Raw genomic sequence first — 15,374 nt, forward strand, 5'->3', positions numbered from 1 at the left:
CGATCACCCATTTTCCCAAGATTGGTCAAACACCTACGCCATTCGCCGTGACAGGCTCTTACGCATTAAAACATTCAGAGAGCCACAGGGTTACAGCAAACCAGGTTTGTTCTGCTTGATTTGATCGAGAATATCCAGCATGATCAAATCTATGCATTTTTGACGATATTGCAATAATCTTCGCAGAAATTCCTTTTTTCGTTTCGTCAACGCGAGCTGTTTGGGAACAGTGTCGATGGCACGAGTAATCTCCGATTCAGGCAGCCCTTGAATTCTATTTACCATTTCGTCTACAGCCGACCTGTTGCTTAAAACAACCTTCTTCATGCCAGTGGGAATTCTCATGCTTTTTTTCAACTGAGGGTGCTTGAATCCCTTCACACGAGCAAATGGAGAATTGGTAGGCGAGCCAAGCAGTGCGCTCCCATGGTCGATTAAATACCAGTTGTACTTTTCCTTCGTACTGTCCCGATAGAGTACGAGATTGACACTCGTGCGGTCCTTGTTCAATATCCATGCGTCAAACACGATCACTTGAGCCAAACGCTTGATATCGTTCACAAACCACTCCGGACAGTATTTCACCTCTTTTTTTGCCCGCTCCCACGTGATGACTTCTTTTGCGTTCACACGCCTTGAAATATAGCCCCTCACCTTCCTTCTGTCGGGGCCTGACACCATGGCCGGTTTAAAGTTTGCTACCGGAAATCCCAGGCTTTTTGCAAGGGAATTCGCAAGGTATTCGTTCACGATCATTTGGCGATGCTTCCTGCTTTTTTTAGTCCTTTTGTATGGATACTTAAAAAAACCGATGTTTCCTCGTTTATCGCGAACTTTCCAGACTTTTTTTCTCGTTTCTCTCTTCATGCGCCCTGCATATTTCCACCTCATTCGGTAAATGTTCCTTTCTGCTGATCATAGGTACTGATACAGAATATGGAATTTACACAGATTTGAACCGGGCATACATTTCAAAAAGCACCAGTTCCGTCTGTGTACGCTGTCACTTCCTTTCTACACGGTTCCTAATCCAGCAAAAAAGTCACCGGCAGCGTTTCCACTGCTGGTGACTTTTTGTCCCATACTCGTATTCTTTTTATTTAAAAACAGGCTCCGCGAACTGTGCCAGTTTTTCCATCGAGCTCTTTTCTACATCTGCATGCAGGCTGTTTCCATGGGAGTCCATCGTAACGATGGCAGCAAAGCCTTTCACGCGAAGGTGCCACATCGCTTCTGGAATACCGAATTCCATAAAGTCGACACCTTCAACCTTTTCAATACAGTCTGCATAATACTGAGCTGCTCCCCCGATCGCGTTGAGGTATACAGCACCGTGCTCTCCCAGCGCCTTCAGCGTTTTTGCGCCCATGCCGCCTTTTCCGATGACAGCCCGAATGCCAAATTTCTTGAGGATATCGCCCTGGTAAGGCTCCTCGCGGATAGATGTTGTCGGTCCGGCTGCTTTTACGTGCCACTCGCCCTGCTCGTCTTTCAGCATAACAGGACCGCAGTGGTAAATGACGCCGCCATTCAGGTCAACCGGGCAATCGTGATCCGTCAGGTATTTGTGCAGGGCATCGCGTCCGGTATGCATGATACCGTTGATGATGACGACATCCCCTACCTTCAGGCTGCGAATTTGCTCCTCGGTGATTGGTGCCTGAAGCACAACCTCACGACGCTCTGCCTTTGGCTGGTCGGTTTCCGCATCGAGGTTCATGGCAACCGGCTCATCCTTGTACAGGTAACGAATGATTTCGCCCGTTTCTGCATTGAGGCGGACACCTTGACGGCGGAACGCCCAGCAGTTGTAGGCTACAGATACGAAAAAGCTGGCTGGCAATCTGTTTTCAACGCCGATTTTGCAGCCGAGCAGCGTGGAAACGCCTCCGAAGCCCATCGTACCGATACCGAGCTCGTTGGCTTTTTCCATGATGTATTTCTCCAGCTCGGCCAGCTCGGGAATTTCGTTCACATCGTCGACGCGACGGAACAGCTGGTGCTTGGCCAGCGCATAGCCGGACGTCCGGTCGCCACCGATGCCCACTCCGATGAAGCCGGCACTGCAGCCTTGTCCTTGCGCCTGGTAAACCGAGTGCAGGATGCACTTGCGAATGCCGTCAAGATCGCGGCCTGCTTTTCCGAGGCCTTCGAGCTCACAGGGGAGGGAGTACTGGATATTCTTGTTTTCACACCCGCCGCCCTTGAGGATCAGCTTGATTTCGATTTCGTCTTCTTCCCACTGTTCAAAGTGAATGACGGGCGTTCCCGGTCCCAGGTTGTCCCCGCTGTTCGCACCAGTGAGCGAATCTACAGAATTGGGGCGCAGTTTTCCGGTTTTCGTCGCTTCCACGACGGCTTCATAAATCGCTTTTTTGATAACGAGCTGATTTACGCCGACCGGGGTCTTGATTTCAAAGGTCGGCATTCCAGTATCCTGGCAAATGGGGGAAACGTTGTCTTCCGCCATCTTGATATTTTTTGCAATGGTTGACAATGACAGAGCAGCGCGTGTGCCCATGTCTTCTTTTGCTTTCGCGTCGTTGATGGCGCGGCGCACGTCCGGAGGCAGGTTCGTCGAGGTTTCGGTAATCAGCTCCAGGATGCTTTGCTTCAATGTATCCATCTTTGTCGCTCCTTTTTAACCATCTGTAGTATCGATATCCTAAACCGCCTCTCATTATATCACACTGCTTCGCTTTCGTCCGTAGAATGTGCTTCCCGGGGTGTGAAACATTTCCCCCCACCTTCCGTCTAAAGGATAGAAAAAACTGGTTCTGCCGGTTTGCCGGAACGAATGATAAGGGGCGTATTCAAATGAAAAAATGGATGAGTGGAATGTTGGCAGGCGTAATCGCCATAGCTGCTGTACCTGTTTGGATGAGTTTCGAGAGCCTGGGGGAAAAGGAAGCGGCGGCTTCAGCGAAAGTGGCTGTCGCTTCTGCAAAAGAAGTCGCTCCTGCTGCCGATCAATCAGTACTGCCAAAGGAGTCCGACCAGCCTCTTCCGGTCGTCGGTTCCTACGAGAAGCTAAAGAAGCTGTTGAAAGACTATGAAAAAGGCCATGGCATCCAGTATGGGGTAGCCGTGAAAGAAGCGATGGAAGCCGTACCGGCGATGGAGGGAGCACCGGTGCTCAAGGCAAAAACGGCAGCGGCTCCAACCCCGGATTCCTCTTCCTACTCCTCTACCAACGTTCAGGTACAGGGAGTCGATGAAGCGGATATTGTCAAAACGGACGGGACGTATTTGTATCAGGCGACCCCCGAAGAAGTGCGGATCATTCGGGCAAAACCCGCAACAAGCATGGAGCTCGTCAGCAGATTGAGCTTTTCCGGCGATGAATTCTCCCCGCAGGACATGTACATCGATGAAAAGCGGCTGATTGTGATCGGACAATCGCGTCCGAAAGCCGTGCGCGACCATATCATAACCAATGAAAAACGGTTCATGCACGGCCACTCGAATACAATGGTGCAGGCGCTCATCTACGACATCTCGGATAAGCACTCTCCCCGTTTGACCAGAGCACTGGAAGCAGACGGCTACTACGTGTCCTCCCGGAAGATCGGCTCCAGCTTCTATCTGGTGACCAACAAGGGGATTGATTGGTATGCGCTCTCCAACCAGTCTCAGGAAGTCCCCGGACCGCGTTACCGGGATACAGCACAAGGGGATGATTACAAGACGATCGGCTACTCGGCGATTCGCTACTTTCCTGAAGCGATTCAGCCTGGCTACCTGATCGTCGCGGGAGCCAATCTCGATAACCCCAAGCAAGCCGCTTCCATCCATACGTATCTGGGCTCAGGCGAAAATGTCTACGCTTCACCGAATAACCTGTACGTGGCAGTCACTCAGCAAGAGGTGGAGTCAGCGGGCAAAGCAAAGAAATCGCTGATCGCCGGCGGCCCCGTTCCAATCATGAAGAGCGAAACGTCTCTCTACCGCTTTTCCATGAAAAACGGAAATCTTGCCTATACGGGAAAAGGGACTGTTCCGGGCCGCATGCTGAATCAGTTTTCCCTAGATGAGCACAACGGCTATCTGCGTATCGCGACAACCACGGGAGACATGTGGCGAACAGACGAGAATACCTCCAAAAACAACCTGTATGTGCTCGACTCACAATTGCAAGCAATAGGAAAGCTGGAAGGAATCGCCCCTGGCGAAAGAATCTATTCTGTGCGGTTTATGGGGGACAGAGCCTATATGGTTACCTTTAAACAAGTGGACCCGCTGTTTGTAATCGATGTCAAACAGCCGGATTCTCCCAAAATTTTGGGCGCTCTGAAAATTCCCGGCTACAGCGACTACCTGCACCCGTATGATGAAAACCATATCATCGGATTTGGCAAAGACGCCGTGGCCGACAAAGAGACCGCTTTTTACCAAGGAATGAAGCTGGCTTTATTCGATGTCACGGATGTGAGCAAGCCGGTGGAGAAATTCCAGACAGTCATCGGGGATCGCGGAACGGATTCCGAGCTGCTGTATGATCACAAAGCGCTGCTGTTCTCCAAGGAGAAACAGCTTTTGGCCTTCCCTGTGTCGGTTCACGAGCTGACAGCGGAGCAAAAGGCGGAAAAAGATATTCGCGCTTACGGAAGCTTCTCTTTTCAAGGAGCCTATGTTTACGGGCTGAATGAGCAGGATGGATTTGTCTTGCGCGGGACCATTACCCATCTGAATTCCGACGATATGAAAAAAGCCGGCCAGGATTGGTACGACAGCGCAAAAAACGTAGAGCGGATCGTCTACATCGGCGATACGCTGTACACGATCTCACGAGATCAGGTGAAGGCAAACAGCCTGCAAACCCTGACCGAAACGAACACACTGATGTTGTCCAAATAGAAGCAACCATCTGTCAAGGCTGTCCATTCTGTGCTAAGATAAAAAAGAGACACAGCAGAGAGAGGGTGTCACCCGCTTGGAATATTTGGACCTAAATCTGACATCGACGCTTTCAGGCGTGGCCGTCGTGCTGGTAGTAGCCTTTTTGCGACTGCACTGGCCGTTTCGCTACCAATACATCGGACATTTTTTCAGGCAAAATCCGGAAAGACGCAAGCGCTGGCTAGACGCTTCCTATCGGCGCAATCGCACGCGGACGGTCGCCATGCTAGATAAGTCAACATTGGAAATCCTGTCGGGAAACTATGAATTGGCAGAGAAATATATTGTACAGGGCCTGAATGTATGCAAGGAACGCCCGTCCCTGTTTAATCAGGCAATGGTGCATTACCTCTTTTACAACCTTGCCTTTGTCTACTTTACGAGCGGCAAGTACTCGGAAGCGCTGGAAATCGCTTTTCGCGTCTATCAGCGGGATCAAGGCATGACCGACTCGCTTGGATTGATTGCCTGCTCACACGCCCGGCTGGGTGAGATCGAGAGCGCGATCGAAGCCTACAGCCTGATACCAGGAAAGCGTTCAACCCGAGAATGGAAGCTCCTCTGCCTGGCCGAAATCGAAGCAGCCAAAGGCAACTACGAGAGAGCAATTACTCATTTGCATCAGCTCATGACAAAATCCGGCCTTTCACTTTGCCTGAATCGCGCAGAACTGGAGAAGCGTCTGGAAGAATGGACGAAAGCTTCCACACAAGCTGGATAACTAGTGATAGGCGTCATCGAAAAAGAAGAACCGTACCAACGTTTGCCGTTGCGCGGTTCTTCTTTATTTCCATGCCATTTTGTTATCCCCGAACAATCCCGATCAATTCCTGAAAAAAAGGGGCAATGTCGCCGCGCAGGATCGGGCCATGCCCTGTAGCCAAATACTCAATCGGCCAGTCCAGCAGAATTTCCAATCCTTCCGCAAAGCCTGCGGCCTTTTCCGGTTCCTCGTCCTTGCATCGCTGGATGAATTGCCTGCAAGCGTCACGCTGCAGCGTGCCGTAGTCGACAAGTTGTTCCCATGGCGTACTGCCGAAGTGGATGTGATCCCCGATAAAGCAAATTTTCGTATCCGGATCAAAGAAGGCGACAGATCCCTCCGTATGGAAGGGAAGCTGCCGAAATCGAAGACACGGCAGGTCTCCTCCAGTCCCCGTGAACGTATGACCGAAAAAAGTCTGGGAAAAATCGTCTAGCTCATAGTAGTCTTCGAGATGAATCCAATTATGCCGTGAGGGGAAAAGATCGGCGTTTCCGATATGGTCAGCATGACGATGCGTGAAGTATACATAGGCAATCTGCTCCGGTTTGACTCCGATCTCCACAAGTGCCTGCTGGAAGTAGGGGCGGTGCTTGCGAAGATGGGAGTCCACCAGCACAAACGCATCGTCTTTCGCAATCACATAGCTGTTGATATAGCTTTTCCACGCTTCTTCATAGGTCAGGATCGCCCACGTGGACTCGGCGATTTGTTCCGTTACGTTCGTCAAGCTACCATCTCTCCTCTCCTTCCAAGAGTATATTCCTAATCTTATTATACACGAATGCCCGAGGGTGTGGCTGAAAAGTCGCGCTTACCTGGCAGGCGAAGCTTCACCCAGACTCACCCACACCCGTCCGCTAACCTCGCGAAGCTCCAAAGGAACGCCAAAGAAACCGCTCAGTACTTCTTTTGTCAATACATCCAATGATTGTCCAGCTCGCACGACCTGCCCTGCCTTTAACAGCAGGGTATGAGTAAAGCATGGCAGAATTTCCTCGATATGGTGGGTCACATACAGTAAAGTGGGACCGTCCGACTGCTCGGCGACCCGTGCGATCATGGACAAAAGCTGTTCCCGTGCCAGCAGATCCAGGCCTGTACAAGGCTCGTCCAGGATCAGCAGGCGCGGAGAAGCCATCAAAGCACGGGCAATCAGGACTTTTTGCCGCTCCCCTTGGGATAGTGTCCGAAATGGCGAATGACGCAAATGCCCGCAGCCAAACTCCTTCAGCAAGGCATCGGCCCGGTCAATATCCTCTGCCGACGGTTTTGTGTACAGCCCGATCGTAGCCTCGCGTCCGCTCAACACCACCCTCTCGGCAGTCTCATTCTCATGCAGTTGAGACATCAGCGAGGAACTGACCCAGCCGATTGATTTGCGCATGTCGCGCAGGTCCACTTCGCCGTATCGGTGACCCAATACAGACACTTGCCCCTTTGTCGGCCAAGTATAGCCGCAAATAAGATTGAGCAGGCTCGTTTTACCTGAACCATTTTGGCCGACCAGACACCAGTGCTCCCCTTTTTTTACCTGCCAATGAATATGGCGCAAAATATGTTTCTCTTCTCTCTGCCAGGAAACATCGCTGATATCGATGACGAATTGATCTAGCATGTCCCCTCACTCCTCCCTATACTCCAATTGAAACGATTACTACGAGTATACATGGAGTTCAGAAAAATGGCACGAGTTCAATTGTTCACGACAGTCTGCTTCTTCAAAAGTTCCTCCGCCTGCTTGGCCGGCACCGGCTTGCTGAACAGATATCCCTGCATTTCGTCACACCCTCGCTCTGCAAGGAACTGCCGCTGTTCCTCCGTTTCCACCCCTTCTCCCAGCACCTGCAGCCCCAGGCTGTGCGCCATCACGATAATCGAGGAAGCGATCGCCGCATCATCTGCTCGGCTCGGGATTCCCCGGATAAACGACTGGTCGATCTTCAAACGCTTGATCGGGAAATGTTTGAGGTAACTGAGCGATGAATAGCCTGTTCCAAAATCATCCATGGATACTTGAATGCCTACCTTATGCAACTCCCGGAAGGTCTCAATGACGCGGTCGACGCTGTGCATTGCAATGCTCTCCGTAATTTCCAGCTCAAGGCATTCCGCAGCAAGGCCGCTCGTTTCCAAAACGCTCTTTACCTTGTCTACGATCTCTTCCTGATAAAACTGTGCCGCCGATAGATTGACAGCCACGCGGACCTTGGGCGCCCCCGCTTCCTGCCAGCTTTTATTTTGCCGGCAAGCCGTCTCCAGAACCCACTCCCCAATCGGAATAATCAATCCCGTTTCCTCGGCCAGCGGGATAAACACTCCCGGAGAAATCACTCCCTGCTCCGGATGATTCCAGCGGATCAACGCCTCCATCCCTACAATCCTGCCCGTTTTTGTCTCAATCTGCGGCTGGTAGTAGAGCTCGAGCTCGTTGCGTTCCAATGCATGGTGAAGGGCATTTTCCAAGGCGAGGCGCTCCGGGGTAAGGGTATTCATCTCTTCTTTGTACAATTGGTAGTGATTGCCGCCAAGACGCTTTGCTTTGTACATCGCAACATCGGCAAGCTTGATCAGCGTTTGGGGATCTGTCCCGTCCTTTGGAAAAAGACTAACCCCGATGCTGACCGTCGTAAACAGTTCATGCCCATTGATGAAAAAAGGCTGGGACATCTCTGCGATAAGCGATGAGGATATGCGCATGACTGTATTGACATGGTCTATTTCTGAAAGCATGATGACAAATTCATCTCCGCCAAAACGGGCAACGCTATACTTTCCTTCTATGCACTTCTGAATCCGCTCGGCAGCGCTTTTCAGCAGCTCATCTCCGATCCCGTGACCCAAGGAATCGTTAATTGTTTTAAACCGGTCAAGATCCACAAACAAAACCGCGCCCAGCATTTTTTTCTCCCGAGCCTCTCTAATCGCTTCAGCCAACTGCTTCTCCAGCAAAAAACGGTTTGGCAGGTCGGTAATGTTGTCGAAGAAAGCGAGCTTCTCAATGGTCTCCTCCGCTTTTTTGCTGTCCGTGATGTCCCGAAAGGCCGTTACAGCTCCGATCACCTGATTGTCCTCGATAATGGGAGAGGTGATATAGGCCACAGGAAAGGAAGAGCGGTCTTTTCGGAAAAACATCGCGTCTTCTACACGCCGTTTCTTTCCGTTTGCGAGTACCTGCAAAATGGGACTTGTCTCGTATGCAACCGCTCCGTCGCAGGGTGGCTTGTACTGGGCAATCCAGCGGATATCCCGGCCGAGCAACTCTTCCTTCATCCAGGACAGCAAGCGTTCCGCCTCCGGATTGACAAATGTGATGCTGCCCGCGCGGTCGACGACGATGACTCCTTCTCCAAGCGTGTTCGTGATCGTTTTCAACTGCTTTTCACTTTTGCTCAATGCGAGCTCTGCCTCGCGACGGCGGCGAAAGGGCTCTTCGATCGTGGAGACATAGATCGCCTTCATAATGGTGTAGTACCCGCAAAATTTGAATACATGCCCCATGATGGTATACCAGTCATCTCCAGTCTGATTCTGGGTGAAGACGAGACCGCCGAGCATGAGATAAACAGAGGCAGTGGCAAATCTCAGCATAGTCGGGTTTTTGTCTCGGCGATAAAGCAGCGCAAAAAGAACGGCCCCGGCGAGGTTGAAGAACGAAGCTGCATATTCCATTCCTGCCTTCAGCAAAGTCACTTCCTGCTGCTCTGTGATAAGAAGCGGCAGGCGCTCCGATTGCGTGCCGAGCCATGTAAAAATGAGAATGAGAAGCAGAATCACGAAGCTGAATACGGGCTTTCTTTGATATACGCTGATCTCCTTGTCCTTGGTCGATAAAATGACGAGGATAAAGATTGAACAAATGAAACGGGACAAAACCCAACACCACGTCGCTTTCTGAACGGAGCTTTCGCCTCCAAAAAAAGACAGCCCTTGGTAATTGATCGTGTGCTGCAAATCCAACACGCCGACAACCAGGAACAGGGCGCCGATCAAAAGGCGATGACGGGACATCGTCACTGGAAACAGCATCCATCCCTGAAACGCAATCGAAATGGCCACCATAATGCTGAAAAACTCGAGCATGCGGTACAACGATTGAACTTCTTCAGACGTCATCGTCATAGAAAAAGGTATCTCCACCAGGGAAACCAGTATAAACAAGGCGATAGCCAGAACGGCATACACCATCGTCTTCCTCTCAATATCAACTGGCCATACATCGGCCGATTTCTTTACCTGTTGTTGCATACCTTCACCCCAATACCAAACCTGCGCTATACTTGCGATTCCTGTTCACGTTTCACATCCGTGAAAAAAGACTACTTTCTTTTCCCCTTTTCCTGATACATCGAAAAGTTTGCCCGTTTAAGCAGTGCTTTCAGGTCACCCCCGTCATCCGGGTATATACTGATTCCGGTACTGCCCGAAACCGCAATCTCGGTCTGATCAATGATAAAGGGCGACTCGAGTAAGCGAATGAGATCATCTGCCACTTTTTCTGCTTCCCGCTTTGAAGAAAGGTTCGGAAGCAAAATGTTAAACTCATCCCCTGCCATCCGGGAGACCGTTACTCCCTCCTGAAAATGACCCTGAAGACGTTTGGCGACTGCTTGGATTAATTGGTCCCCTACATCATGCCCGAATGTGTCGTTAACGTGTTTAAAGCCGTTTAAATCGAGAAAGAGCAGCGCGAAAAAAGTATGCTCCTTCTGAGCCACTCTGATCTGTTCCTCTACTTTCTGCTGAAACAGCAATCGATTCGGCAGTCCGGTCAGGTAGTCATGATACGCATAGTACTTGATTTTTTCCTGGTGCTTCTTCTGTTCCGTAATATCACTGAAAGCCGCCGTATAGTACTGAATGTCGCCATTCTCCCCACGAACGGCACGTATGCTGATGTATTCAAGAAACAGCTCGCCAGTCTTGCGCCGATTCCAGATCTCGCCTTGAAATTCTCCTTCTTTGGTCAATTTGTCCCACATTCTTTGATAAAAATGCGGATGATGACGCCCGGAGCTTAAAAGACGCGGATTTTTTCCTACGATCTCTTCTTTGGAGAAGCCTGTCACCTCACAAAAAGCTTGATTGACGAGCAAGACCGTTCCATTCGCATTGGTTAAAAGAAGTGGATTTGGCGCTGTTTCAAAAGCAATCGCTACGAGATATAATAGCTCCTCATCCTGCCGGATCGTGCTGATCGATTTCCGGCCCGTCTCGAACCCACCCGGCCATTTCTGGTCACCTTTCATGCTCCCCCTCCTTTCTCTCTCGAACATAATCTGTGTATATGGTCTCGATCATCAGATGGGCCGACAGCTTGACTGTTTCTTTTTTCCTATTCCCTCTTTCCTCCCGAACATAACCTATCTTCACAAAAATACCAAATTTCGACAATAACCTACACGATATTGTCAAATTCTCAGAAAAGCGAACTGGCATAAAAATAGCCTGGCATCTAGCTGATACCAGGCTTCGAGAACTTTTCTTTCAAATAGCTTTCCATATCTTCCTTTGTCAGCGGATGGCTGAAGAAAAATCCTTGTACCTCCTCACACATCTGCTCCTGCAAAAAATCGAGCTCGTCTGAAGTCTCTACCCCTTCAGCGATTACGTGCAAATCCAGATTTTTGGCCATCGAGATGATCGTCGCGACGATTGCTCTATTGCCTGGACTTTTTTTCAGGTCACGAATAAAGGAGCGATCGATTTTCAGCCTGTCCAACGGAAAATCTTTCAGGTAGGAGAGAGAGCTGTAGCCTGTCCCGAAATCATCGATTGCAATGTGCACTCCCAGTTTTTTCAAATCATAGAGGGTTTGCGTCGCCCGCTGCACGTCGATCATCGTACTTTCTGTTACTTCCAGCTCTAAATATTCGGGTTGCATGCCGGTCTCCCGCAAAATTCCCTCAACTGTCTGAACAAAATCCTTTTTTAAAAATTGACGGGCGGACAAATTGACGGCAACGCGAACCGGCGCATACCCCATTTCCTGCCATTCTCTGTTTTGTTTGCACGCTGTCCGCAGGACCCATTCCCCTATTGGAACAATCAGCCCCGTTTCTTCTGCAATCGTAATAAACTGATCCGGAGGAATAACGCCACGCTTCGGATGATTCCATCTGACGAGCGCCTCCATACCTGACAATTTCTTGTTTGTGACATTGACTTGCGGCTGGTAATAGACCAGCAATTCGTTGCGAACCAAAGCGCGATTCAGTTCGTTTTGCAGGTACATCCTCTCCGATGCCGCCTTCTGCATATGGGCCGAGTATTTGTGATAGGCGTTTTTGCCTCGTTCCTTGGCCGAGTACATGGCAGTATCTGCCGTCTTCATCAATGTCTGATAGTCATTCCCGTCCTCTGGAAAACGCGAGATTCCGATACTGGTCGTAATATACAGCTCATGCCCCTCGATCAAAAAGGGCTGCTCGATGATCCGGATCAATTGATCCGCCATCTGTATCAGCTCGCTCTCTGGCACCTCCGGCATCAAGACAATAAATTCATCGCCGCCGAGTCGCCCTACGATACCCGATTCTCCGACGCAGTTGACGATCCGATGCGTCGCTTCTCGCAAAAGCAGATCGCCAAAGTCATGTCCCAAAGAGTCATTGATCAGCTTAAAGCGGTCCAAGTCGAGAAACATCACAGTGACAGTCTGTTCACGATTCTTTGCATTCCGGATCGCTTTTTCAAGCTGTTCTTCGATAAATCGCCGGTTGGGCAAACCCGTCAATGCATCGTGGTAAGCCAGGTAATTGATTTTGGATTCAGCCTGCCTTTGCTCGGTTACATCGCGGGCAATAAAAAACACGCCTGCCGCCTCTCCGTCTATGATAATGGGAACATTGGTCATATGCAGGATGACTTGCTTTTCCGGCTCGGGATACAGCTTTACCTCGTATGTATTGGCTCCTCCGAGAACGGCCTGCAAAAAATGTTTCCGAATCATCTCCGCATCCGCTTGGTCACACATGTCCACGAAGTCTGAAAGCGAAAGCAATTCCCTGCCCGTCAGCTCCTTGGCAGCAGGATTCATGCCAATCAATTGGCCGTTCACACCATACGATATGACACCATCCCGGTTGTACTCGAACAACGATTTGTACCGCTGGTCGCTCTCCATCATCCGCAATGTCTTGGTCATCAAGAGCTTTTCTACATATACCGATAACAGCGTAATCCCGAGTATGATCAGAGTTGCTATCCCGATCGCATAAGCCAGCCAGATCGTGCTGACAGCCGAGGATGGCGACGGATGATGATTGCCATGCGTTACAAACGAGGTGGCCAGCATACCTGTGTAGTGCATTCCAGCAACTGCAGCCCCCATCACCATGCCAGCCAGTATTTTCAGTCCTATTCCGCGGACGTCTCCTGCTTTTCGCAAACGATACGTAATCATCAGCGCAACAGCAGATACGAGGACAGCAACGAGGATGGAGATCGCGAACAAAACCGGATCGTAAACGATTTGCGCATCCAACCTCATCGCGCTCATCCCGACGTAGTGCATCAAGGCTATCCCTGTTCCCATGAACAGCGAGCCGATTGCCAGCCGTTTTTTGGACATGTGTTTGCTGCTGACCACATGCAAGGCGATACCTGATGCGCACATCGCAAATAGGATGGAAATCAAAACGATCCAGAAATCGTAATCAACATGAATCGGCAGATGCAGAGCAAGCATTGCGATAAAATGCATTGCCCAGATTCCCAATCCCATCGCGCCTGCTCCGGCCATTAGCCAAATTCTCTGAATGTTTCCCCGAGAATGACTGACGCGTCCACCGAGATCCAATGCCGTGTAGGAAGCCAAAACAGCGATAAAATAGGACAGGATGACTAAACCAATGCTGTACGATTGTGATAACGTATTCATAAATACCCCTCGAGCACGGATGAAATGACTTCCTCATCTTATAGCTTTTTCCTCCCTATCGCAATATAAGAAAAAGCAGCCCTTCCCCAAATACCAGGAAGGGCTGCAAAGGGATGTTTACTGAATCCCCTGATTCTTTTCCTCCATTACTTCCTGGATCAAAATGACACCGTGAGAGAGTGTCGTTCCTCCGCCAAACGCCCCTGCAACTGCGACCGTTTCCGCGATTTCCTGCTTGGATACGCCTTCTTCCAACAACGCTTCCAGGTGAAACACGATGCAGTGTTCATTTCCGGCGTACAAGGCAATCGCCAAGGCTGCCAGGTGTTTCTGCTTGGAAGACAGCGTACCGGAAGAAAAACACTTGCTGGTGAAATCGTTATACGCCTGCAGTGCGTCCGGCATCATTTGGCCAAATGCCTGCAGACCTTCTCGATACTGTTCCGCTAAATAATGCTCCATGGTCGTCTCCTCCTGATGGAATATCGCTGTTAGCTTCCCACCAAAAGGAAACGCTCATGCACGCCCGCAAGCTCGTTTCGGGGAAATACTAGGAGTAAGCCTAAACCGAAATGGAGGGTTCCGGATGATACGACTTGGGTATGCATGCATCCGTCTGGACAGCCCGAACAATCCCAATAAGAAAACGACGGTAGCTCAGGTTCAAAAGCTCTCGCCGGATGCGAGACTAAAAAAGCTGAGGCAAGTTTTGCAAACCAACTTTTTTAACCTGATGGACCTGCTTGCTTACAATGTAGAGAATCGTATTTTTCTCTACCGGCTCCCTTCCGAGTTCGTGCCGCTGGCCACCCACAAGGTTACGGAGGATTGGGATTGGGCCAAGGAGTTTAGCTGGGATTTCGACAAGGCCGGTGCCTATATAAAAAAGCACGGCATCCGCATGACCTCGCATCCTGGCCACTACAGTATTTTGAATACAGACAATCCGAAAGTGCTGAAAGCAACGATTGCGGATTTCTCCTACCATGCCCGCGTTTTCGATCTGATGGGCCTCGACGACAACTCCGTCCTGGTTACCCATGTAGGCGGTGTCTACAACGACAAAGAAGCCTCGCTTCAACGCTTCGCCGATCAGTTCGAGCTGCTCCCAGAGAACGTAAAGCGCAGGCTGGTCGTAGAGAATGATGACACCTCCTTTTCCATGATCGACGTGCTGACACTCTGTGAGCGGATTGGCATCCCGATGGTACTGGATGTCCATCACCACGACTGTCTCAACAATGGCGAAGATCTGTTTGAATACATTCCCCGAATACTCAAAACGTGGGGCACGCGAACTCCGAAGATGCACTTTTCCTCTCCAAAATCGGAAAGCGATTTTCGTTCCCATGCAGATAAGATCGATCCGGTGAAGTTCATCGAATGGGTCACAAAGCTCAGCGACTACGACATCGATGTGATGCTCGAATGCAAAAATAAAGATGACGCTCTTCGCACATTGCGGCGGGACATGCAAAAGGCGGGCATTTCACCCGAAGGTCTGCCTGTTTGAGAAAGCAACAACCTCTGCCCGCAGGCTTATGCATAAAAAAATGACGCTGCTCACAGCAAGCAGCGTCATTGCGTATGCTGTTATTGACAACATGGTCCGCCACAATTGCATGCGGAGGAAGAGGAACCATGTCCTGACCTTCCATATCTGGAGGAACCGTATTTGGAGGAACTGTAGCCGGAGGATCCATAATCGGAGGAACCGCTGCCAGAACAACCGCAGCCGGAGGAACTGCTCCCTGAGTCATGCTGCGGATAGCAGCTATCGTAGTAGTAGCGCATTCTCTTTTTATGATGATCGTAAAAGCGGTAGTACGT

General features: G+C 50.3%; 11 protein-coding genes. 3 read left to right on the forward strand and 8 right to left on the reverse strand.

The window, feature by feature from the left end; all coding sequences use genetic code 11:
• Nucleotides 1-90 precede the first annotated feature (90 nt).
• Both EDM54_RS02850 and EDM54_RS02855 read right to left on the reverse strand, forming a co-directional pair.
• A complete protein-coding gene (locus EDM54_RS02850) occupies nt 91-891 on the reverse strand; it encodes a HipA family kinase (protein ID WP_003387419.1) in 801 nt (266 codons plus the stop codon).
• Nucleotides 892-1,096: 205 nt separating this feature from the next.
• Nucleotides 1,097-2,626 (reverse strand): fumarate hydratase, encoded by a 1,530-nt coding sequence (locus EDM54_RS02855; protein ID WP_122957743.1) that lies wholly within the window; start codon nt 2,624-2,626, stop codon nt 1,097-1,099.
• 191 nt (nt 2,627-2,817) lie between these two features.
• On the opposite strand from EDM54_RS02855, the gene EDM54_RS02860 reads away from it, so the two are divergent.
• On the forward strand, nt 2,818-4,857 hold the full coding sequence (locus EDM54_RS02860) for a beta-propeller domain-containing protein (RefSeq protein ID WP_122957744.1): 2,040 nt from the start codon (nt 2,818-2,820) through the stop codon (nt 4,855-4,857).
• Nucleotides 4,858-4,933: 76 nt separating this feature from the next.
• Nucleotides 4,934-5,620 carry a tetratricopeptide repeat protein gene (locus EDM54_RS02865; protein ID WP_003387422.1) on the forward strand — a complete coding sequence of 229 codons (687 nt, stop codon included), beginning with the start codon at nt 4,934-4,936 and terminating at the stop codon, nt 5,618-5,620.
• Nucleotides 5,621-5,702: 82 nt separating this feature from the next.
• Here the strand turns inward: EDM54_RS02865 and EDM54_RS02870 are convergent, their stop codons facing one another.
• The 6 genes from EDM54_RS02870 to EDM54_RS02895 form a co-directional block, all read right to left on the reverse strand.
• Nucleotides 5,703-6,392 (reverse strand): MBL fold metallo-hydrolase, encoded by a 690-nt coding sequence (locus EDM54_RS02870; protein WP_003387423.1) that lies wholly within the window; start codon nt 6,390-6,392, stop codon nt 5,703-5,705.
• Nucleotides 6,393-6,476: 84 nt separating this feature from the next.
• A complete protein-coding gene (locus EDM54_RS02875) occupies nt 6,477-7,280 on the reverse strand; it encodes an ABC transporter ATP-binding protein (protein ID WP_003387424.1) in 804 nt (267 codons plus the stop codon).
• Between the two features lie 77 nt (nt 7,281-7,357).
• On the reverse strand, nt 7,358-9,910 hold the full coding sequence (locus EDM54_RS02880) for a bifunctional diguanylate cyclase/phosphodiesterase (RefSeq protein WP_081607726.1): 2,553 nt from the start codon (nt 9,908-9,910) through the stop codon (nt 7,358-7,360).
• Nucleotides 9,911-9,981: 71 nt separating this feature from the next.
• Nucleotides 9,982-10,911, reverse strand: coding sequence for a GGDEF domain-containing protein (locus tag EDM54_RS02885; RefSeq protein ID WP_170208358.1), 930 nt, complete (start codon nt 10,909-10,911; stop codon nt 9,982-9,984).
• Between the two features lie 206 nt (nt 10,912-11,117).
• A complete protein-coding gene (locus EDM54_RS02890) occupies nt 11,118-13,544 on the reverse strand; it encodes an EAL domain-containing protein (protein ID WP_003387428.1) in 2,427 nt (808 codons plus the stop codon).
• A 117-nt stretch (nt 13,545-13,661) separates the two neighbouring features.
• Nucleotides 13,662-14,006 carry a carboxymuconolactone decarboxylase family protein gene (locus EDM54_RS02895; protein ID WP_003387429.1) on the reverse strand — a complete coding sequence of 115 codons (345 nt, stop codon included), beginning with the start codon at nt 14,004-14,006 and terminating at the stop codon, nt 13,662-13,664.
• A 124-nt stretch (nt 14,007-14,130) separates the two neighbouring features.
• Here EDM54_RS02895 and uvsE point away from each other — a divergent pair, with 124 nt between their 5' ends.
• Nucleotides 14,131-15,057, forward strand: a complete 927-nt coding sequence (gene uvsE, locus EDM54_RS02900) for a UV DNA damage repair endonuclease UvsE (protein WP_122957746.1) — start codon at nt 14,131-14,133, stop codon at nt 15,055-15,057.
• The last annotated feature ends 317 nt before the right edge of the window (nt 15,058-15,374 follow it).

Origin of the sequence: Brevibacillus borstelensis (genome assembly GCF_003710865.1) — a bacterium.
In the GTDB taxonomy this organism is placed as follows: domain Bacteria; phylum Bacillota; class Bacilli; order Brevibacillales; family Brevibacillaceae; genus Brevibacillus; species Brevibacillus borstelensis.